A 19663-nucleotide genomic window follows, 5' to 3' on the forward strand; every position below is an offset into this window, starting at 1 on the left:
CTTCTCCGCGCGCCTTTTCTGGTTTCTGTGATGACATGTTTTTGGTGATGTGATGACCCAGCCCCTCCTCCGCGTCCTGAACGGCGAAGCCCTCGACAAACCCCCGGTGTGGTTCATGCGCCAGGCCGGGCGCTTCCTGCCGGAGTACCGCGAGGTGCGGGCCAAGGTCACCTTCGAGCAGCTGCTCAACGACTCGGACTTGGCCGCGGAGGTGACGCTGCAGCCCATCCGCCGCTTTCCCCAGATCGACGGCGCCATCATCTTCAGCGACATCCTGGTGATCCTGGACGCCTTGGGCTGCGAAGTGACGATTCCCGAGGGCGGGCCCCGCATCGGCAAGACGCTGGACCAGATCGACATCAACCGGCCCCTGGACGAAAAGGTCTTCGAGCCGGTCTGCAACGCCATCCGCAAGGTGAAGGCGAACCTGCCGCCCAAGGTGACCATGCTGGGTTTCGCGGGCGCCCCCTGGACCCTGCTGGCCTACGGCATCGAAGGGAAGGGCAGCAAGAGCTGGTCGAAGGCCAAGGCCTTCATCCACCAGAATCCCGTGCTGGCCCAGAAATGGATGGACAAGCTGGCGGACGCCGCCGCCCGCCTGCTGAACCTGCACATCGAGGCCGGTGCCCAGGGCGTGCAGCTCTTCGACACCTGGGCCGGTGAGCTGGACGCCGATGATTATGCGACCTTCGCCCTGCCTTCCGTGGAGCGCACGCTATCCCAGGTGACGGCTGCGCCCACGCTCTTCTTCGCCCGTACCGGCTACCTGCCGGATTCGTTGAACAACCTGCCTTGCCAGGGGCTGGCCGTGCCCTGGCAGGTCCCCATCACGGAGGCCCGTCGCCGCTTCCCCAAGATGGTGCTCCAGGGCAACCTCGACCCCATCGCGTTGCTGGCCGGCGCGGACACCGCCAAGCGGAAGGCCCGGGCCATCGTGGACGCCATGAAGGGTCATCCCCACATCTTCAACCTCGGCCACGGGCTGGTGCCCGAGACCGATCCCGCCGTGGTGGCCGCCGTTCTTGACGAGGTGAAGGCATGAACCAGCTCGCCGATCTCATCCGCCGCTACGACCGGCCTGGGCCGCGCTACACCGGCTATCCCATGCCGCCGGTCTGGTCCGACGACTTCCCGGAGCCCGAGGTCCTCTCGGCCCTGGAGCGCGCCAATGCCCGCCAGGACGAGGCGCTGTCGCTCTACCTCCACATCCCCTTCTGCCCCCGTCGCTGTGCCTATTGCGGCTGCAACGTGGTGGTGAGCCCCCAGTACGACCCCGTGGAAGCCTACCTGGCCGCAGTGACCAAGGAACTGGATCTGGTCTGCTCCCGCCTGCCGGACCGCCGCAAAGCGCTTCAGCTTCATTGGGGCGGCGGCACGCCCACCTACCTGAAGGCGGCGGATCTCAAGCGCACGTTCAACCTGTTCAAGGAACGCTTCGAGTTCCAGCCCGGGGCCGAGATCGCCATCGAGGTGGACCCCACCTTCCTGGAATCCGATCAGTTGCCAGCCCTGCGGGAGATGGGGTTCAACCGTGTGTCGTTCGGGGTGCAGGACCTGGACGAGAATGTGCAGGCGCTCATCACCCGCGGCCAGACCTGGGATCACACCCTCACGGCCATGCGCCAGTGCCGGGACCTGGGCTTCGAAGGGGTGAACCTGGACCTGGTCTACGGCCTGCCGGGCCAGACCATGGACACCTTCCGCCGCACCCTGGAATCCACCCTGGAGCTGTCGCCGGACCGCATGGCCATCTACGGCTTTGCCTATCTGCCCAGCATCATGCCGTTCCAGCGGAGCATCCCCGAGGAGACTCTGCCTACGCCCGAACTGCGTCTGGACCTGCTGCTGCTGGCCTCGGACATCCTGGAAAAGGCGGGCTATGTGGCCATCGGCATGGACCACTTCGCCCACCCGGACGATCCCATGGCCAAGGCCGTGCAGGAGGGCAAGCTCATCCGTAATTTCATGGGCTATGCCGTGAAGGCGGGCACGGATCTGGTGGGTTTCGGCCCCAGCGCCATCTCCAACGTCGCCGGGGTGTACGCCCAGAACGAGAAGATCCTGGCCAAGTGGGAGCGCAGCATCACGGATGGCCATCTGGCCGTCCACAAGGGGCACCGCCTGTCCGAGGACGATGAACTGCGCCGCTGGGTGATCCACCACCTCATGGGCCACTTCGAGCTGAAGTGGGAGGACCTTCGGCAGCGATTCGGCGTGGATGGCCCCGTCCTCTTCGCGGACGCTGTCACCGAGCTCCAGGCGGAGGTGCCCCAGGGCACCGTGGAAATGCGTCCCGAAGGCATCTTCATCACAGATCTGGGACGGCGCTTCGTCCGCAACCTGGTCCAGCCTTTCGATGCCTATCTGGCCAAGCTCAGCGCCAAGACGCCTTTTTCCCGGACGGTGTGACGCCTGGCATTGAATAGCTGACCCAAAGGCCTACATTAAGAACTGTGGAGACCCGCCCGCCCGGGCCTTGGCTCCGCAGCCGATGGCCTCTCCGGTGGTCTTCGCGAACCTGCCTGGTTCACCAGGCGATGTCGCGGAGGATTCCATGTATCGGACTCTGTTCCTGCTGCTTCCGGCCTTGATGCTCCAGGCTGGGGAATCGGCCATACCGAACGCCGTGGAGGTGCGTTCCGGTGTCTTCGTCATGCGCAGTTCGCCTAACCAGGGGACCTGCGACGCCATGAAGAAGGTGCACATCACGCACGTCATCGACCTCCGCCGGGATGATGAGCCCAACCTCGACTGCCAATCCGAGTCCTCCCGACTGCAGGAACTGGGCATCCACTACCAGCGCTACGCCATCACCAAGGCTCCGCCTGACTCCGACTTCGATTTCCTGAGGGCCATGTTGCGGGATCTGCCGAAGGGATCCAAGGTGGTGATCCACTGCAGCAACGGTAACCGTGCCGCCGCGGCCGTCTGCCCCTGGCTGGTGCTGGACAAGGGGATGCCCGTGGCCGAGGCCATGCGGATCGCCGCGGATGCCGGATTGAAGCTCCCCGAGACCCAGGAGGCTGTGCGGCGGTACCTGGCCAAACAGGGCCGGACCTGAGCGTGGTCCGCGGGATCAGCCCTTGGGATCCTGGTACATCGCCTCAATCTGGGGGGCGTACATCTGGTTGATAACCCGTCGCTTAACCTTCAATGACGGCGTGAGTTGCCCGCCTTCGAGAGTCATCTCCTGGTCGAGGAGGACCATTTTCTTGACGCGTTCGTAGTTCGACAGGCGCTCGTTGACGCGCTCGACGCGGCTGCCGATCTTGGCGAACACCAGGGGATTCTGGATGAGTTCGGCGTGGGTCTTGTAGGTGATCTTCTTGTAGCCGGCCCAGCGCGCCAGGCTGTCGAAGTTCGGCACGATGAGGGCGCTGATGAAATTGCGCTGGTCGCCGATGAGCACGGCCTGGGAGATGTACTTGTCCACCTTGAGCAGGTTCTCGATGGGCTGGGGAGCCACCTTCTTGCCGCCGCTAGTGACGATGAGTTCCTTCTTCCGGTCGGTGATGTAGAGGCGCCCCTGATCATCCAGGTGCCCGATGTCGCCGGTGTGGAAGTAGCCATCCTCGTCGATGGCCTCCCGGGTGGCCTTCTCGTTGTTCCAGTAGCCCAGCATGATGTTCGGACCCTGGCAGAGGATCTCGCCATCCTCCGCGATCTTCACGAAGGGACGCCCGTTCCATTCCGTGTAGAGAGGACGTCCCACGCAACCGGGAATCACCTCGCCAAAACGGTTCACGGTGATGATCGGGCTGGTCTCTGTCAGGCCATACCCCTCGAGGATGGGGATGCCGAGGATCCAGAAGAACTCCATGATCTTCCCGCCCAGAGGGGCGCCGCCACTGACGGCGATCTTCATCCGGCCGCCGGTCTTCTGACGGATCTTCTCGAAGACAACGGCCTTGGCTGTGCGGTACCACAGGCCCTTCCAGGAGGGCGGCTCCTGGCCCTTCAGCAGGTAGGGCACCGCCTGGCGGCCGGCCATCATGGCCCAGTGGAAGATCAGGCGCTTGATGAAGCTGCCCGCGGAGACCGTGTCGTAGATCTTCGCGTAGATTTTCTCGTAGATGCGGGGTACCGAGGCCATGAGGGTGGGGCGGACTTCCAGCATGTCGGCCGCGACGGTGGCGACGCTCTCGGCGTAGTAGATCGAGGCTCCGGCGTGGAACCACAGGAAGTGGCCGGCCATGCGCTCGAAGATGTGGGTGAGGGGGAGAAAGCTCAGGGCCCGCTCGTTGTCCGAAATGTTGGACACCGTGGCCCTGCCCGCCAGGACGTTGGACACCAGGTTGCCGTGGGTGAGGATGGCGCCCTTGGGATCACCCGTGGTGCCTGAGGTGTAGATGAGAGTGAGGATGTCCGAGGCCTTCCGCTGCTCACCCCAGGTGCGGACCTCGGGTCGGCGGGCCTCCATGGCCTCCCCCTCGCGGAGGAGGTCCGACCACAAGATCAGGGTCCGCCCCGTGCCCAGCGGAAGCTCGCCGTCCATCAGCACGGCGGCTTCAAGCTCTGGCAGTTCCGCCCAATGCGCGAGCACCTTGTCCAGCTGCTCGCGGGTCGAGCAGAGCACCCATCGGGATTGGCTGTCCCGGAGGATGAAGGCCGCCTGCTCGCTGTTCAGCGTGGCGTAGATGGTGACGTCCGGGGTGCCCAGGATGGCGCATGCGAAATCGGCGATGGCCCATTCGGGGCGGTTCTCCGACATGATCGCCAAGCGGTTACCTGTCTTGAGCCCCCGGGCTGCCATGGCCAGCGCCAGCCGCTCGACCAGGGCGACCAATTCCGTGTGGGAGATGGGCACATAAGCGCCGTTCCGCTTCGATGCCAGGGCATCTGGCAGATTCCTCTCCGCTGCCGCATAGAAAAGCTGGGCAATGGTCTCGATGGGCTGCGCCACAATGACTCCAGACACTTGGGGATGTGTGCTCATGGTAGCAGGGAAGGACGCGGCACCGCTGGGGGAGGGCATCCAGGCCTTCCATCTGGAACAGCGGGCCCGTGGCGTATCTCCGCACACGGCCCGGGCGCAGAAGGGTGACCTGGAGAAGCTCCTGGACCACGCAGTCCGCTGCCAGTGGGGCGGCTGGGAGGTCAGTCCCCGCACGGTGCGCGGTTTCGCGCTGGAGCTGGGGGACCGGGGCCTCGATCCGGCCAGCCAGGCCCGCATCCTCTCCACGGCCCGGGTCTACTTCCGGTGGCTGTGGGAGACTCGGCGGATCTCGAAGAATCCCGCCTCGGGCTTGCGAAACCCGAAGCAGCCCAAGCGGCTCCCGGCCTTTCTCACGGAGGGGGAAAGCCAGGCCTTGCTGGATCTCCCGCCCGCCGTGGACTTCGCCTCCGCGCGGCTGGGCTGTCTGCTGGAACTGCTCTACGCTTCGGGCCTGCGCGTGTCCGAACTGGTGGGCCTGGATCTCCAGGACCTCCTGACAGAGCAGCGCACCTTGCGGGTGCTGGGCAAGGGTCGCAAGGAGCGGCTCGTGCCCTTCCACGCGCAGGCCGCGGGCATCCTGGGTACCTACCTCAGGTTCAGATTGGCCTTCCTCACCCAGAAGGAACTGCCTCCGAGCCCGGCTCTCTTCCTCAACCAGCGGGGTGGCCGGCTCACTCCCACCAGTGTGCGTTCCCTTCTCCGCTCAGCGCTGGAGGCCGCGGCGGTGCGCTCCCGCGTAAGCCCGCACGCCCTCCGCCACAGCTTCGCGACCCACCTGCTGAACCGGGGGATGGACCTGCGGGCCATCCAGGAGCTGCTGGGGCACGCGAGCCTGAGCACCACGCAGCGCTACACTCATCTGGGCCTGGAGGAACTGGCCCGGACCTACGAAAAAGCCCATCCCCGGGCGAAGAGTTAGGAGTTCCGACATGGCCTTCGTCATTCCCGCCCCCCCCATCCCGGCGCTTCCGGTCGCGGATTCTGACGCCCAGTTCCCGGTGCGGCGGATCTACTGCGTGGGCAGGAACTACGCGGACCATGCGCGGGAGATGGGGGGCGACCCGAACCGGGAGCCCCCGTTCTTCTTCGGGAAGCCCTCGGATACGGTGGTGCCGCGCGGTGGCGACATCACCTATCCGCCCCAGACCTCGAACCTGCACCATGAGGTGGAACTGGTGGTGGCCCTGGGCGGCGGCGGGCGTGACATCCCCGCGGAGAAGGCCCTGGCCTGCGTCTACGGGTATGCTGTGGGCATCGACCTCACCCGGCGGGATCTCCAGGCCAAGTTCAAGGACAAGGGGCAGCCCTGGGAGATGGCCAAGGGTTTCGACCAATCGGCGCCCGTGTCCGCCGTGATGCCGGCGGCGCGCTGCGGTCACCCGGCCTCCGGCGCCATCTGGCTATCGGTGGATGGGGCCGACCGCCAGCGGGGCGATCTTTCCCAGATGACCTGGAATGTGGCGGAGGTGATCGCCCACTTGTCGGCGTTTGTGGCACTGGCGCCCGGCGACCTCATCTTTACCGGGACGCCCTCGGGTGTGGGTGCCCTGATCCGCGGCAACCGCGTCCACTGCGGCATCGAGGGCATCGGCGAATTGGAGATCGTCCTGGTCTGATCCCTGGGCCAGGCGGATCCTGGGTCTGGTCAGGGGGCGGGCCGCACCTTCACATGGGCGCCTTCGGACAGTCCCCACGCCAGCATGAGTTCCTTCGGGATGGCCACATGCTTCTCGGGCAGCCCGGGCATGAATTCCACCTGCTCCACGGCGGGTCCCTTGGGCCAGATCACCCGTAGATTCTTGACACCGTGGCGGTAGGGACCCAGCACGGTCCACCAGCCCTCCATGGCCTTGGGCAGCCCAAGGTGGTCGGCCTTCTTGAAGAGACCGGTCTTCAGTTCCGCGACGGTGACATGGGCGTCCGGCTCCAGCACCTCGAGCCGGCCCGCCTCCTTGAGAAGGGAGGCCGCCTGCAGCACGGCCACGTCGTTTTGCCCCGTGGCCGCCATGACATCCTGGAAATCGCGGTAGCCGTCGAAGTAGGGCATGATCCGGCGGTCCTCGGCGTAGACCTTGATGCCTTCCAGGAGCTGGGGCGGGCGCATGGTGGGCCATGGCACCGCGCTCAGCCTGGGGAAGATGCCGTGCAGGCGCCTCCGGCTGTCCTGGAGGCGTGCGGAATCCATGAGCATGTCAGGCACGGTTCGGCGGATCGAAGCGGGGACCTGGATCTGAGTGGCGAGAAATTCGAAGTGGCCGGACACCCACTCCAGGATCTCGAAAGCGGCGGTCTCGCCCCTGGCTGACACGGTTTCGGCGTGGATCACTTCGCCGCTGGAGAAGTAGAGCACCCCACTGGTCCGGCCCGACGTCACCTGGAGCATGCCGGTCTTCCGGTTGACGTGGAGGAGCTGGGCCACATCCGTGAGGGCAATGCTCTCCAAGGTACCGCGGAGATTGCTCAAGGCCTGGCCTCCGCCATGGCCGCCAGCATCTCCTCCACCGCCCCTGGCAGCCCTACAAGCACCGCCCGCCCGATCAGGCTGTGGCCGATGTTCAGTTCCTCGATCTCGGGGATGGCGGCAATGGGACCGACATTGTGGAGATCCAGCCCATGACCGGCCAGGACACGCAGACCCAGGCGGCTTCCCAGACGGGCGGCATCGCGGATCCGGCCCAGCTCGAGCGTAGCGTCGGAATCCATGGGCAGGTCGCTGTAGATCCCCGTGTTCAGTTCCACCGCGTCCGCCTCCAGCTTGGCGGCCATTTTCACCTGGTCCAGCACCGGGTCCACGAACAGGCTCGCGCGGATGCCCGCACTGTGGAGCTCCCGTATCACGGGGCGCAGCATGCCCTGGAGGAAGATGGCGTCCAGGCCGCCCTGGGTGGTGAGCTCCTCCCGGCTTTCCGGCACCAGGGTCACCCAGGAGGGCCGGAAGGGAACGACAGCCTCGAGGGTCTCGGGTGTGGCAGCGCATTCCACGTTGAGGGGAATCGCCAGGACCTCCTTCAGTACGCGGAGGTCGCGATCCTGGATGTGCCTGCGGTCGCTCCGCAGGTGGACCGTGATGCCGTGGGCCCCTGCACTCTGGGCCAGGAGGGCCGCCGCCACAGGCTCAGGCTCATGGCCGCCCCGGGCCTGCCGGAGGGTGGCCACATGATCGATGTTCACGCCAAGCCTGAGGTTCAATGCGGGCTCCAGTAGCTGACCTTCCTTAGCTTACCCTCCAATCGGCTGGTGCAAGGCCGGGCGTGAATTTCGAAAAAAGGAGTTGAAACATTTAATTTCGAGATCATGCTTGTTCCATGATCGATCCGGCGCTCCTTCCCACGCTGTTTCTCGCCCACGGTTCGCCCATGCTGGCTTTGGAGGGTGGGGCCTGGGGTGAGGCTGTATCCGCCCTCGGGCGCCGGTTGCCTCCGCTGCGCGGCATCCTGGTCTGCTCAGCCCACTGGGAAGCGGCCGACCCCTTCCGGCTCTCCTCGGCGGAGGTTCCGGGCGTCATGCACGACTTCGGAGGCTTCCCCGAGGCGCTCTACACCCTGGACTACCCTGCGCCTGGAGCGCCGGACCTGGCCACCGAGGCCGCGAGCCTGCTTCGTGCTGCGGGACTGACAGCCGAGTTGGATGCCCAGCGCCCCCTCGACCACGGCGCCTGGGTGCCCCTGCGCTACCTGGCGCCGGCCGCAAACGTGCCCGTGGTGCAGCTCTCGTTGCCCCGCCCCCGGACGCCCCAGTTGCTCCTGGCGGCGGGCCGTGCCCTGGCGCCCTTGCGGCAGTCCGGTGTGCTGCTCCTGGGCAGCGGGGGCGTGGTCCACAACCTCCGCCGCTTGGACTGGCAGGACGCTTCTGGTCCGCAACCCTGGGCCCTGGCCTTCCAGGCCTGGGTGCGAGAGCGCCTGGCGGCTGGGGACGTTGCCGGTCTCATGGACTGGCGGAAAGCCCCAGGTGCGACGGAATGCGTGCCCACTTCTGAGCACTTGGATCCCCTCTTCGTGGCGCTGGGGGCCGCTGAAGCTGTGCCCGAGCCGGTCTACGAGGGCTGGCAGCTGGGCAGCCTCAGTTTGGAGAGCTACCAGTTCGCCTGAGGTCGGGCCGCACCGACCGGTTTCAGCTCATGGTCTTCCTGAACCTGCCGGCTGCGAGCAGCAGCATGGTGGCGCCGAGGAGGCACAGAGCGACCATCTGGGGCCAGAGCACCTCCAGGCCCAGCCCTTTGAGGAACACGCCCCGGATGATCACGAGGTAGTACCGCAATGGATTCAGGTAGGTGAGGACTTGCACCACCTTGGGCATGTTGGCGATGGGATAGACGAAGCCCGAGAGCATGAAGGCCGGCAGCATGAAGAAGAACGCCGTCATCATGGCCTGCTGCTGGGTGGAGCTCACCGTGGAGATGAATAGGCCCACGCCGAGGGTGCTCAGCAGGTAGAGGCCCGTGCCGAGGAACAGGAGCGGCGGGAAGCCGAGCATGGGCACCCGGAACCAGAACACGGCGATGAGGGCGATGAGGGCGACATCGACAAGGCCGATGATCGCAAAAGGGATGGTCTTGCCCAGGATGAACTCCAGCCGGCCGATGGGCGTGACCATGATCTGCTCCATGGTGCCGACCTCCCGCTCCCGCACGATGGACATGCTGGAGAGGATGATCGTGAGCACAGCCACGAGCATGGCCAGGACTCCCGGCACGAAGAAGTTGCGGCTGTCGAGGTTGGCGTTGAACCAGGCGCGGGACACGAGGACGATGGGCTCGGCATCCAGACGAACGCCTGCTGTCCGCGAGAAGCGCTGCTCCAGGAGCGACCGGTTGAAGTCGGCCGAGATCCTGGACGCATAGGTCAGCGCCACGCTGGCCGTGTTGGAATCCGAGCCGTCCAGGAGGAACTGGGCCTGGGCGCTGCCGCCTCCGGAGAGGGCCTCGGCGAAGCCCCGGTTGAGCCGCAGCACGGCCCGTGCCTCCCCCGAGTCCAGCACCTCCTGGATCTCCGGTTCGGTGGCGATCCGCCGCACGACGTCGAAGCATCCAGACCCTTCGAAGCGGGCGATCAGGTCGCGGGTGGCGGGGGTGCGGTCCAGGTCGTAGACAGCCATGGGCACATGGCGTACATCGGTATTCACCGCGTAGCCGATGACGATCACCTGGGCCACGGGCATGACGAATAGGACGGCCCGCATCCGGGGATTCCGGAGCACCTGGATGAATTCCTTGACGAGCATCCGGTAGAGGCGTTCGAACATGGGCACCTCCTAGGCCAAGCGCTTCTGGAAGCTGCGGATGGCGAGGCTGAGCATCAAGGCGCCGAAGGCGACCATCAGCAGGCACTCGGGCCACAGCTGCGCGAGACCCGTCCCCTTGAGGTAGAGGCCGCGCAGGAAGGTCACGAAGTACCGGGCGGGGATGAGGTAGGTCACCGCCTGCAGGGCCTTAGGCATGTTGGCGATGTCGAACATGAAGCCCGAGAGCAGGAAGGCCGGGAGGAAGGTGGCCACGAAGGCGAACTGGCTGGCCAGGAGCTGGGTCTTGGCCTTGGTGCTGATGAGGATGCCCAGCGAGAGCGCTCCCACCAGATAGATGGCGGAGACGCCGAACAGGAGCACCAGGCTGCCCCGGATGGGCACGTCGAAGAGGAAGCGTCCCGCCAGGACGGAGAGCAGCATGTCCACCATGCCGATGGCGAAGTAGGGTGCGAGTTTCCCCAGGATCAGCTCGCTCCCCCGGAGCGGCGTGGAGATCAGCTGCTCCATGGTGCCCGTCTCCCACTCCCGCGCCACCGTGAGCGACGTGAGCAAGGCCGTGATGAGCATCATGATCACGGCGATGAGTCCGGGCACGATGAAGATCCGGGACTCCATGTCCGTGTTGAACCACGCCCGGAAGCGCAGGTCCAGGGGCAGGGCGGGGGGCCGGCCCGTGAGGCGCCGGGCCTTCTCCACCAGGATCTCCTGGGAGTAGTTCCGCACGATGGCGTCGGCGTAGGAGAGGGCCAGGGTCGTGGTGTTGGCGTCGCTCCCATCGGTCAGCACCTGCACCTGCGTCTTCCGTCCGGAGGCGACCCGTCGGCCGAATTCGACGGGGATGACCAGCGCCATCATCGTCTGGCCCCGGGCGAGGGTATCCTCTGCCTCCGCGTAGGAGCCGGGCCGGGCCACGACGCTGAAGTAGCGGGACCCCTCGAAGCGGCTCACCAACTCCCGGCTCTGGGGCGTACGGCTCTGATCCCAGATCGCCAGGGGCACGCGGTCCAGGTCCATGGTCAAGGCATAGCCGAAGATCATCAGCATGATCATGGGCAGTACGATGGCGATGCCCAGGGCCCGCGGGTCCCGCAGGACGTGGATGAATTCTTTGCGTGCCACGGCACCGAGGCGGCGGAGGTTGAGGGCGCTCATGCCTTGAACTCCTGCTGCGCGCCGTCGGCGCGGTCCCGGGCCTCAATGAGGGAGACGAAGACATCCTCCAGGGAAGGGGTGATGCGTTCCACAGTGCCCACCTGGAAGCCGGCTGCCTCGAGGGCTTGGCGCAGGCGGGGCGCGAGGTGCTCGGCATCCTCCGTCATGAGGTGGATGTCATGCCCGAACAGGGCCGCGTCCCGGACCCCTGCCACGGTCGCAGCCACGCCCAGGGCATCGTGGGAGCGGTCGCAGGAGACGCACAGCACCTGGTCGGCCATGAGGCTGCCCTTCATCTCGCCGGGTGTGCCCAGGGCGACCAGCTCACCCCGGTAGATGAGGCCCAGGCGGTCGCAGTACTCGGCCTCCTCCATGTAGTGCGTGGTGACGAAGACCGTGACCCCCTCGCTGGCCATCTGGTAGATGAGATCCCAGAAGGAGCGCCGGCTCAGGGGATCCACGCCCGAGGTGGGCTCGTCCAGGAAGAGCACCCGGGGCTCGTGGAGCAGGGCGCAGCCCAGGGACAGGCGCTGCTTCCAGCCGCTGGGCAGCAGGCCCGTCCGGGTGTGGCGGTGCTCCTGGAGGTGGGCCATGTCCAGCACCCAGGTCTTCCGCTGGGCCTTCTTCTCTTTGGGCACCCGGTAGATGCCGCTGAAGAAGTCGATGTTCTCCTCTACGGTGAGGTCGTCATAGAGGCTGAACTTCTGGCTCATGTACCCGATGCATCGCTTGATCTCCTCGCGCTGGGTGCGGATGTCGAGACCTGCCACCGTACCCTGGCCGCTGGTTGGTTCCAGCAGGCCGCAGAGCATGCGGATGGTGGTGGACTTGCCCGCGCCGTTGGGGCCCAGGAAGCCGAAGATCTCGCCCTGGCGCACGTCGAGGCTGATGCGGTTGACGGCCACGAAGTCCCCGAACTGCCGCTCTAAGTCGCGCAGGGTGACTGCGAACGCATCCTGCGCCGTGCTCATGCCGCACCGCTTGGCAGGGCCGATGTGAAGACGTCCTCGAGGGTGGGCTCGATCACGTCCACGCCATGGCAGACGAATCCCTCCGCCCGCAGGATCGCCTCCACGCCGGAGCGTCCGCGATCTGCATTTTCGGCCAGGACATGGATGCGGTCCCCGAAGAGGGCCACACTGCCGATCTTCGCAGCGCGCAGGAGGAGCGCGGCCCGCCGGGGGGACTCGCAGCGGACCTCCAGAAGGGAGCCCTTGAGCAGGCCCTTCACGCCATCCACGGTGTCGCAGGCCATGAGCCGACCCTGGTGGAGCAGGCCGATTCGATTGCAGCGCTCCGCCTCGTCCAGGTAGGCCGTGGAGACGAAGATGGTCACGCGCTCCTGCTGCAGCTGGTAAAGGATTCGCCAGAAGTCCCGGCGGGAGACGGGATCCACGCCGTTGGTGGGCTCATCGAGGAAGAGGACCCGGGGCGTGTGGATGAGCGCGCAGGCGAGCCCGAGCTTCTGCTTCATGCCCCCGGAGAGGTTGCCCGCCAGCCGGCGCCGGAAGGGGGTGAGGTTGCTGAAGGCCAGCAGCCGCTCGAGGCGTTCGCTCCGGCCGGCCTTCGGGACTTCGTAGAGGTCGGCGTAGAAATCGATGTTCTCCTGCACCGTGAGATCCGGATACAGGCCGAAGCGCTGGGCCATGTAGCCGATGCGGTCCTTGATCGCCTCGGCATCCCGGACCGCGTGCAGTCCGTCGACCCAGGCCTCGCCCGAGCTTGGCTCGAGGATCCCGGTCAGCAGGCGCATGGTGGTGGTCTTGCCCGCACCGTCCGGTCCGACGAGCCCGAAGATCTCCCCTTCCTCCACGGCCAGGGTCAGCTGGTCGAGGGCCACGAGCTCCCCGAAGCGGCGGGTGAGCGCCTGAGTCCGGACGGTCTCCATCATTGGCCGCCAAGGACGATGTCGGCATCCACGGGCATCCCGGGCTTGAGCTCCATCGCCGGATTGGGAATGTCGATCTTGATGCGGTAGACCAGCTTTGTGCGCTCCTTGCGGGTCTGGACCGTCTTGGGCGTGAACTCGGCCTCTGAGGCGATGAAGGCCACGCGGCCCTCGTAGCGCTTCCCGGGGAAGGAGTCCGACGTGACGAAGGCCTTCTGGCCCACCTTCACGCGGCCCAAATCCGACTCTTCCACGTAGGCGCGCAGCCAGACCTGCCCCAGATCCGCCATCGTCACGACCGCCGTGCCCGGCGAGACGTACTCCATGGGCTCGACGTTCTTGGAGAGGATCATGCCGGCGGTCGGCGCCGTGAGGGTGGCGTAGCCCAGCTGGGTCCGGGCCAGGGCGAGGGCCTGCTGGGTTTGCTCGAACCGGGCCCGGACCTGGTCGATGTCCTCCTTCCGAGGTCCCTTCCGGACGAGGGTGAACTGCTGATCCGCCTGCCGGACCTTGCCGCGGGCCGCCTCGAGGGAGGCCCGGCTGGCTTCGTAGTCGCGCACCGAAAGGATGCCCTTCTGCTGGAGGTCGCGGAGGCGGGCCTCGTCGGGTTCCAGCCTCCGGAGATCGGCGCTGGCCTGCTCCAGGGCGGCCCTGGAGGCCTCGATCTCCTCCTTGCGCGACCCGGCCAGCGCGGCGTCCAGGGCGGCCCGGGCGGTGGCGGCATCCGCCTGGCGCATGGCCACCTGCTGCTCCAGATCCTTGGCGTCCAGCCGGGCGAGGAGCTGTCCGGCCTGGACCATCTGGCCCTCGTCCACCGGGCGCTCGAGCACCTTCCCCGCCACCCGGAAGCTGGCTTCCACCTGGATGACTTCGATGTTGCCCGAGAGTTTGAGGCGGTTCTCCTGATGGTTTCCGCAGCCGGTGGCCAGGAAGGCTGTTCCACCGAGGAGAACCAGCATGGCGATGGGAAGATGCCGGTCTGTCGGTCTCATGGACGGGTCTCCTTGATGGCGAGGGGGTCTGCCGCAAGCTCGGGCAGGGGCGGCAACGGGGCGAGCGGATCCCGGGCGACGCCCCGCCAATACAGGTCGAACCAGGCGCGCAGCCCAGTCTCCACGGCCTGGTCGTGGGGCAGTCCCATGAGGCGGGGCAGCACGGTGGGCAGCAAGTCGAGGATCTCGAGTTGCATCCTCGCGAGAAAGAAGGTGGCCAGCAGAGAATGGAGGTCCGCTCGCAGGTCTCCGCGTGCGATGCCCTGATCGAGGATGCTCCGGATGGCCATCACGATGGGGCGGAGGCGGGCCGCGATGAGGTCCGAGAGTCCCTCGGCCCCATGCACGATCTCGCCCCGGATGAGGGACCGGATGCCCGGATCAGCCTTGAGATGCCGATGGTAGATCCGGACGACCTCCCAGAGCCTGAAGGCGGTGGAGCGTGGATCCTCGGGCGCCGCCACCACCTCGAGTTCCTGGAGGATAGGAGGAAAGCGGCGGGCCAGCAGGGCAGTGAACATGGCCTCCTTGCTGTCGAAGTGGTAGTAGATCAGGGCCGGGTCGCAGCCAGCCTGCTTGGCGATGGCCCGCAGGCTGGCTGCCCGGAGGCCATCCCGGGCGAAGACCTCCTGGGCCGCATCCAGGATCCGGTCGGGGTCCATCCGGATGGGTTTGGGGCCGCGGGGGCGGGAAGGTGTGGGCATGGAGCTCCAATTCAACGAATGTTGAATGATGGAATCCTGGAAGGGGCTTGGCAAGCCTAATTTCATCGGTCGTGGAAATCTGTTTCAGCCATGAAAAAGCCCCCGCTTGGGGGCTCTTTCAAGACAGCCTGAGCTTACTCGCCGGAGATGGGAACCACCGTCGTGTCTTCGATGGTGATGATCTCAGCCTCCTCGAAGGCGATGCGATTCTCCTCGACCTCGGCCATGGCCACCTGGCCCCAGAACGAAGCGAGCTTGGGGGCATCCTGGGCCTGGCCGTGCTTGTTGACGGGAACGACCACTTCAACTTTGGGGAAGGCACCGCGCTGAAGCTGATCGCAGCGCTTGCCTGCCACGACGACGAAGCGGTACTTGTTGGCGATTTCTTCTGGAACACGGACGATGGTGCGTTGGGTCATGGGCCACTCCGAACCAGGAAGCATAACACCTGTCAGGAATTTGAGCAATGCTCCTGGAGTAGGATGGGGGGTTCCAGGAGTCCCCTCGATGCAGATCATCCTCGGCATCCCCGGCGGCATCGCCGCCTACAAGTCTGCCGATCTGGCCCGGTTGCTGGCCAACGACGGCCACCGGGTCCGCTGCATCCTCACCGAGGCGGGCGCACGGTTCATCACCCCCCTCACCCTCAGCAGCCTGACCGCTGAGCCCTGTTATGGCTCCAACCCCGACCAGGGCGAGTGGCGCGCCAACCCGAGCATCGAGCATATCGAGCTGGCCCGCTGGGCGGACCTGGTGGCGGTGGTGCCCGCCACGGCCGACATCATCGGGAAGGCTGCCAACGGTTTGGCCTCGGATCTACTCAGCACGGTGCTGCTGGCCACCCGGGCCCCGATCCTGTGGGCCCCCGCCATGAACACCGGGATGTGGGCGCATCCGGCCGTCCAGGCCAATCTCGCCCGGTTGCGCTCCTTCGGGCACTCCGTCGTGGATCCGGATGACGGCATCCTGGCCTGCGGGGAGGAAGGCTCGGGCAAGCTCGCCCAGGTGGCTGCCATCGCCGAAGCCATTCTGATGCACGGCGCGCCGAAGCTCAGCAGCCTGATCGGTAAACGCGTTCTCATCACCTCCGGGCCGACCCGGGAAGACCTGGACCCCGTCCGCACCCTCACCAACCGGAGCACCGGCGCGATGGGCATCGAGCTGGCCCGGGCCTTCCGCGACGCGGGCGCACACGTGCAATTGGTGCTGGGCGGGGACCTTCCGGCGCCCTGGGGCGTGGAGACCGTCCGCGTCCGTAGCGCCCTGGATATGCTGTCCGCCTGCGAGGCCCGCTGGGCCTCCGCCGATGGCCTGGTGGGGGCGGCAGCGGTGGCCGACCAGCGGCCGGAGACCTTTGCCGCGGAGAAGGTGAAGAAGGGTGAGAGACCGGAGACCATGGTCTTGGTCCGTACGCCGGATATCCTCGCCACGCTGTCCGCGGCCAGGCGGCCGGGCCAATGGATCCTGGGGTTCGCTGCCGAGAGTGAGAACCATCTGGCCCACGCGTCGGCCAAACTCCAGAACAAGGGCCTTGATGCGGTCCTGGTCAATGATATCCAAGGCGGCCGGGCCTTCGGAGCCCAGGCCAACACCTTGACACCCATCCTCGCGCAGGGGCCCCAGGCTCCCATCGGGCCCCTGCCCAAGGACGAGCTCGCCCGGGCGGTGGTGCATTGGTGGGGCCACCAACTGGAGGCCCGGGGCACCGTTCAATAGTTGTGGCGCGGCCCTCCTCAGAGGGCCGGATCCATCCAGGGCAGCACCTCGCTGGGCCGTCCAGGAACCTCACCCAGGCGCACCGCCACGACGACGATCCAGCCCGGCGGTCGCTGGAGGGACTTCAGGTCCATGACGAGGGTCTCGCCTGGCCCCGGCAGATCCGGGCGCCGGCGTTCCAGCACCACTTCGCCCCGACTGAACACCTCCTCGGCGGAGGGCTTGGTGAGGCCCAGGGGCAAGTAGAGCACCCGCAAAGACTCGACGCCCGCAAGGGTCGTCCCATTCACGTCCGTGGAGGGCAGCACCAGCCTGATCTTCCGCAACCCTTCCAGCCGGGCTTCCATGGCCTGGGCCGCCGCCCGAGGGCGCGGGATGGGATCACCCTTCCGCCCGCAGTGGACTGCCAGGAAGCTGAGCGTGATGGCGAGCAGCGGGTTTGCTAGTCTGAGGGATCGCATCGCCATCCATCATGCCCGATTCCGAGGTCCAACCATGCCCGTGACCAAGATCCTCATTGCGAACCGCGGGGACGATGACCCCTCCGCGAGCGAGCGGAGTGAGGGAGCGGGAGCGAAGCGATCGGGGTCAGGTCCCCGCGCAGGCCAGTGGTCCAATGCGAACGAGAGGGGTTAAGCCATGCCCGTGACCAAGATCCTCATTGCGAACCGCGGGGAAATTGCAGTTCGCGTGATCCGCACCTGCAGGGAAATGGGCATTCCGACCGTGGCGGTCTATTCCGAGGCCGACCGGGGGGCGCTGCACGTGCGGATGGCGGACGAGGCCTACTGCATCGGGCCCGCCGCGGCCCGGGAGAGCTACCTGGTGCTGGAGAAGATCATCGATGTCTGCAGGCGCAGCGGCGCGGACGCTGTGCATCCGGGCTATGGCTTCCTGTCCGAGAACGCGGAGGCGGCGCGGGCGTTTGAGGTTGCGGGCATCACTTTTATCGGACCACGGCCCGAATCCATCGAGAGCATGGGCTCCAAGACCGCCGCCCGAGTCGTAGCCATTCAGGCGGGCTGTCCCGTGGTACCGGGCATCCAGGAAACCATGGCCGACGAAGAACTGCTCGTGGCCTCCCAGAAGATCGGCTTCCCGGTGATGCTCAAGGCCGCCATGGGCGGGGGCGGCAAGGGCATGCGGCTGGTGCACAAGGCTGAGGAATTCACCTCCTCCCTGGCCCGGGCCCGGGGCGAGGCCCTGTCCTCCTTCGGCGACGACAGCGTGTACGTGGAGAAGGCCATCGTCCAGCCGCGCCACATCGAGATCCAGATCTTCGGGGACACTCACGGCAACCATGTCTATCTGCACGAGCGGGAATGTTCCGTGCAACGCCGCCACCAGAAGGTGATCGAGGAAGCCCCCAGCCCCCACGTGACGCCTGAGATGCGCAAGGCCATGGGCGAGGCGGCCCTGAAGGTGGCCAAGGCTGTGGATTATGTGGGTGCGGGGACAGTCGAGTTCCTGGCGGACGCCGACCGCAACTTCTATTTCCTGGAATTGAACACCCGCCTGCAGGTGGAGCATCCCGTCACGGAATGGATCACGGGTCTCGACCTCGTGAAGTGGCAGATCCTCGTGGCCCAGGGCGAGAAGCTGCCCATGACCCAGGAGGAGATTCCCCTCAACGGCTGGGCCATCGAGTGTCGCGTCTACGCCGAGGATCCGGACAAGAACTTCATGCCCAGCCCCGGGAAGATCACCTTCCTGCGCACACCCAGCGGACGCAACGTACGCGACGATGGCGGCGTGTACGAGGGCGCCGAGGTGCCCATGTTCTACGACCCCATGATCAGCAAGCTGAGCACCTGGGGGCCTACGCGTCTGGAGGCCATCGAGCGCATGCGCGCGGCCCTGGGCGAGTACCGCATCGGGGGCATCCGCCACAACATCGCCTTCCATGAAGCTCTGATGGAACACGGACCCTTCCGCGAGGGGGCGCTCCACACCGGCATGCTCGACAAGCCCTTCTGGAAGAAGAAGCAACAAGGCCCCGACCTGAAATTCGCGGTGGCCGCCGCTCTGCTGCATGAACTCGAAACCGAACAGCGCCGGGCCGCCCAGCCTGCGGCCAGCGCCGATGGGAAACCCGATGCCTGGAGGCATTGGGGCCGGTTCAACCGGTTGTAGGGAGGATCAGATGAAACGCACCCTTCTCATCGGCAAGGACTCCCACGAGGTGGAACTCCTCCGCCAGGACGGCGCCACCACACTGGTCTGGGAGGGACAGAGCCACCCCATCGACATCCTCGAGCTGGAACCCGGCTGCTACTCGATCCTTCTGGATGGCCGCTCCGTGGAGGTTCGTCTGGACCAGGCCAAGTCACCGGATCCGGAGGCGCACGCCTACCGCGCCATGCTCTACGACGGTGCCTACGAGTTCGCCCTGGTGGATCCCCGGAGAGCCCTGCTGGCCGGTGCCGGCGGCGCGGGAGCCGGGGGTGGGCTGCTGTTGTCACCCATGCCCGGCAAGATCGTGAAGCTGCTCGTGAAACCCGGCGACGCGGTCCAGGAAGGCCAGACCCTCCTCGTCATGGAAGCGATGAAGATGCAGAACGAGTTGAAGACCAGCACCACCGGAACCGTGGCAACCGTGCATGTGCAGGAGGGCGCCACCGTGGAGACAGGGGCGTCGCTGATCACCGTCGTGGCGCCTGAAGCCTGAAGAGGAGGCCTTGCGTATCGCCAAAGGCGATACCAAGAAGATGCAGAACGAGTTGAAGACCAGCACCACCGGAACCGTGGCGACCGTGCATGTGCAGGAGGGTGCCACCGTGGAGACAGGGGCGTCGCTCATCACCGTAGCGCCCGAGGCCTGAAGCTGAGGTCCCGCAAGCGGTGGGAAGGGGCACCGTCACCAGGACAACCTGGACCTACCTTCTTGCGAGAACACATTAAACCCAAGGGTCTAGGGTGGGTTGGCCTACCGAAGGTCAGTGCTGAATGCCAACAACCTTCAGTCTGCTTGAAGTTCAAGGCAGGTTTGACCGATATTCAACCGATTTAGGTGTGATGATGGTCGATTAATTCA

21 protein-coding genes are annotated in these 19663 nt (G+C 66.2%); 10 read left to right on the forward strand and 11 right to left on the reverse strand.

Annotated features, from left to right (window positions below; all coding sequences use genetic code 11):
* Positions 1–52: 52 nt before the first annotated feature.
* From hemE to NOV65_RS01675, 3 genes are all read left to right on the forward strand, one after another.
* Positions 53–1042 (forward strand): uroporphyrinogen decarboxylase, encoded by a 990-nt coding sequence (hemE, locus tag NOV65_RS01665; protein ID WP_257303668.1) that lies wholly within the window; start codon positions 53–55, stop codon positions 1040–1042.
* Positions 1039–2409: an oxygen-independent coproporphyrinogen III oxidase gene (gene hemN / locus NOV65_RS01670; RefSeq protein WP_257303670.1), complete on the forward strand. Its 1371-nt coding sequence runs from the start codon at positions 1039–1041 to the stop codon at positions 2407–2409. The genes hemE and hemN overlap by 4 nt, the downstream gene beginning before the upstream one ends.
* Positions 2410–2554: 145 nt before the next feature.
* A complete protein-coding gene (locus NOV65_RS01675) occupies positions 2555–3061 on the forward strand; it encodes a protein-tyrosine phosphatase family protein (protein ID WP_257303671.1) in 507 nt (168 codons plus the stop codon).
* Between the two features lie 15 nt (positions 3062–3076).
* On the opposite strand, the gene NOV65_RS01680 is transcribed toward NOV65_RS01675, so the two are convergent.
* Positions 3077–4903, reverse strand: a complete 1827-nt coding sequence (locus NOV65_RS01680; RefSeq protein ID WP_257303674.1) for an AMP-dependent synthetase/ligase — start codon at positions 4901–4903, stop codon at positions 3077–3079.
* A 31-nt stretch (positions 4904–4934) separates the two neighbouring features.
* Between NOV65_RS01680 and NOV65_RS01685 the strand changes: the two genes are divergently transcribed.
* Both NOV65_RS01685 and NOV65_RS01690 read left to right on the forward strand, forming a co-directional pair.
* Positions 4935–5855 (forward strand): tyrosine recombinase XerC, encoded by a 921-nt coding sequence (locus NOV65_RS01685; RefSeq protein WP_257303675.1) that lies wholly within the window; start codon positions 4935–4937, stop codon positions 5853–5855.
* Positions 5856–5865: 10 nt separating this feature from the next.
* Positions 5866–6552, forward strand: a complete 687-nt coding sequence (locus NOV65_RS01690; RefSeq protein WP_257303677.1) for a fumarylacetoacetate hydrolase family protein — start codon at positions 5866–5868, stop codon at positions 6550–6552.
* A 29-nt stretch (positions 6553–6581) separates the two neighbouring features.
* On the opposite strand, the gene NOV65_RS01695 is transcribed toward NOV65_RS01690, so the two are convergent.
* Entirely contained in the window at positions 6582–7400 is an 819-nt protein-coding gene (locus NOV65_RS01695) for a DUF4388 domain-containing protein (protein ID WP_257303679.1), read from the reverse strand.
* The gene (locus NOV65_RS01700) at positions 7397–8125 is read right to left on the reverse strand and encodes a pyridoxine 5'-phosphate synthase (RefSeq protein WP_257303681.1); all 729 of its coding nucleotides are present in this window, start codon (positions 8123–8125) and stop codon (positions 7397–7399) included. The genes NOV65_RS01695 and NOV65_RS01700 overlap by 4 nt, the downstream gene beginning before the upstream one ends.
* Before the next feature lie 116 nt (positions 8126–8241).
* On the opposite strand from NOV65_RS01700, the gene NOV65_RS01705 reads away from it, so the two are divergent.
* Positions 8242–9024 carry a DODA-type extradiol aromatic ring-opening family dioxygenase gene (locus tag NOV65_RS01705; RefSeq protein WP_257303684.1) on the forward strand — a complete coding sequence of 261 codons (783 nt, stop codon included), beginning with the start codon at positions 8242–8244 and terminating at the stop codon, positions 9022–9024.
* A 22-nt stretch (positions 9025–9046) separates the two neighbouring features.
* On the opposite strand, the gene NOV65_RS01710 is transcribed toward NOV65_RS01705, so the two are convergent.
* From NOV65_RS01710 to NOV65_RS01740, 7 genes are all read right to left on the reverse strand, one after another.
* Positions 9047–10177, reverse strand: a complete 1131-nt coding sequence (locus NOV65_RS01710) for an ABC transporter permease (RefSeq protein WP_257303686.1) — start codon at positions 10175–10177, stop codon at positions 9047–9049.
* 9 nt (positions 10178–10186) lie between these two features.
* Positions 10187–11329, reverse strand: coding sequence for an ABC transporter permease (locus NOV65_RS01715; RefSeq protein ID WP_257303688.1), 1143 nt, complete (start codon positions 11327–11329; stop codon positions 10187–10189).
* On the reverse strand, positions 11326–12300 hold the full coding sequence (locus tag NOV65_RS01720) for an ABC transporter ATP-binding protein (protein WP_257303691.1): 975 nt from the start codon (positions 12298–12300) through the stop codon (positions 11326–11328). Before NOV65_RS01720 ends, NOV65_RS01715 begins: the two co-directional genes overlap by 4 nt.
* Positions 12297–13217, reverse strand: a complete 921-nt coding sequence (locus NOV65_RS01725) for an ABC transporter ATP-binding protein (RefSeq protein ID WP_425250831.1) — start codon at positions 13215–13217, stop codon at positions 12297–12299. Before NOV65_RS01725 ends, NOV65_RS01720 begins: the two co-directional genes overlap by 4 nt.
* Positions 13217–14209 carry an HlyD family secretion protein gene (locus tag NOV65_RS01730; RefSeq protein ID WP_257303695.1) on the reverse strand — a complete coding sequence of 331 codons (993 nt, stop codon included), beginning with the start codon at positions 14207–14209 and terminating at the stop codon, positions 13217–13219. The genes NOV65_RS01725 and NOV65_RS01730 overlap by 1 nt, the downstream gene beginning before the upstream one ends.
* Positions 14206–14913, reverse strand: a complete 708-nt coding sequence (locus NOV65_RS01735; protein WP_257303698.1) for a TetR/AcrR family transcriptional regulator — start codon at positions 14911–14913, stop codon at positions 14206–14208. The genes NOV65_RS01730 and NOV65_RS01735 overlap by 4 nt, the downstream gene beginning before the upstream one ends.
* A gap of 134 nt (positions 14914–15047) precedes the next feature.
* Positions 15048–15332 (reverse strand): DNA-directed RNA polymerase subunit omega, encoded by a 285-nt coding sequence (locus NOV65_RS01740; RefSeq protein ID WP_243301634.1) that lies wholly within the window; start codon positions 15330–15332, stop codon positions 15048–15050.
* Positions 15333–15420: 88 nt separating this feature from the next.
* Here NOV65_RS01740 and coaBC point away from each other — a divergent pair, with 88 nt between their 5' ends.
* On the forward strand, positions 15421–16629 hold the full coding sequence (coaBC, locus tag NOV65_RS01745; protein WP_257303701.1) for a bifunctional phosphopantothenoylcysteine decarboxylase/phosphopantothenate--cysteine ligase CoaBC: 1209 nt from the start codon (positions 15421–15423) through the stop codon (positions 16627–16629).
* A gap of 17 nt (positions 16630–16646) precedes the next feature.
* Here the strand turns inward: coaBC and NOV65_RS01750 are convergent, their stop codons facing one another.
* Positions 16647–17090 (reverse strand): hypothetical protein, encoded by a 444-nt coding sequence (locus NOV65_RS01750; RefSeq protein WP_257303702.1) that lies wholly within the window; start codon positions 17088–17090, stop codon positions 16647–16649.
* A gap of 178 nt (positions 17091–17268) precedes the next feature.
* Between NOV65_RS01750 and NOV65_RS01755 the strand changes: the two genes are divergently transcribed.
* Genes NOV65_RS01755 through NOV65_RS01765 form a run of 3 tightly spaced genes read left to right on the forward strand, consistent with a single transcriptional unit; the run spans position 17269 to position 19451 of the window.
* A complete protein-coding gene (locus NOV65_RS01755; RefSeq protein WP_257303704.1) occupies positions 17269–18762 on the forward strand; it encodes an acetyl-CoA carboxylase biotin carboxylase subunit in 1494 nt (497 codons plus the stop codon).
* Between the two features lie 10 nt (positions 18763–18772).
* Complete coding sequence (locus tag NOV65_RS15360) at positions 18773–19297, forward strand: acyl-CoA carboxylase biotin carboxyl carrier protein subunit (RefSeq protein ID WP_306671910.1); 525 nt, start codon at positions 18773–18775, stop codon at positions 19295–19297.
* A gap of 10 nt (positions 19298–19307) precedes the next feature.
* Positions 19308–19451 carry a biotin/lipoyl-containing protein gene (locus NOV65_RS01765; protein ID WP_257303705.1) on the forward strand — a complete coding sequence of 48 codons (144 nt, stop codon included), beginning with the start codon at positions 19308–19310 and terminating at the stop codon, positions 19449–19451.
* Positions 19452–19663: the final 212 nt, after the last annotated feature.

The organism is Geothrix campi (assembly GCF_024609265.1).
GTDB classification, from domain to species: Bacteria; Acidobacteriota; Holophagae; order Holophagales; family Holophagaceae; genus Geothrix; species Geothrix campi.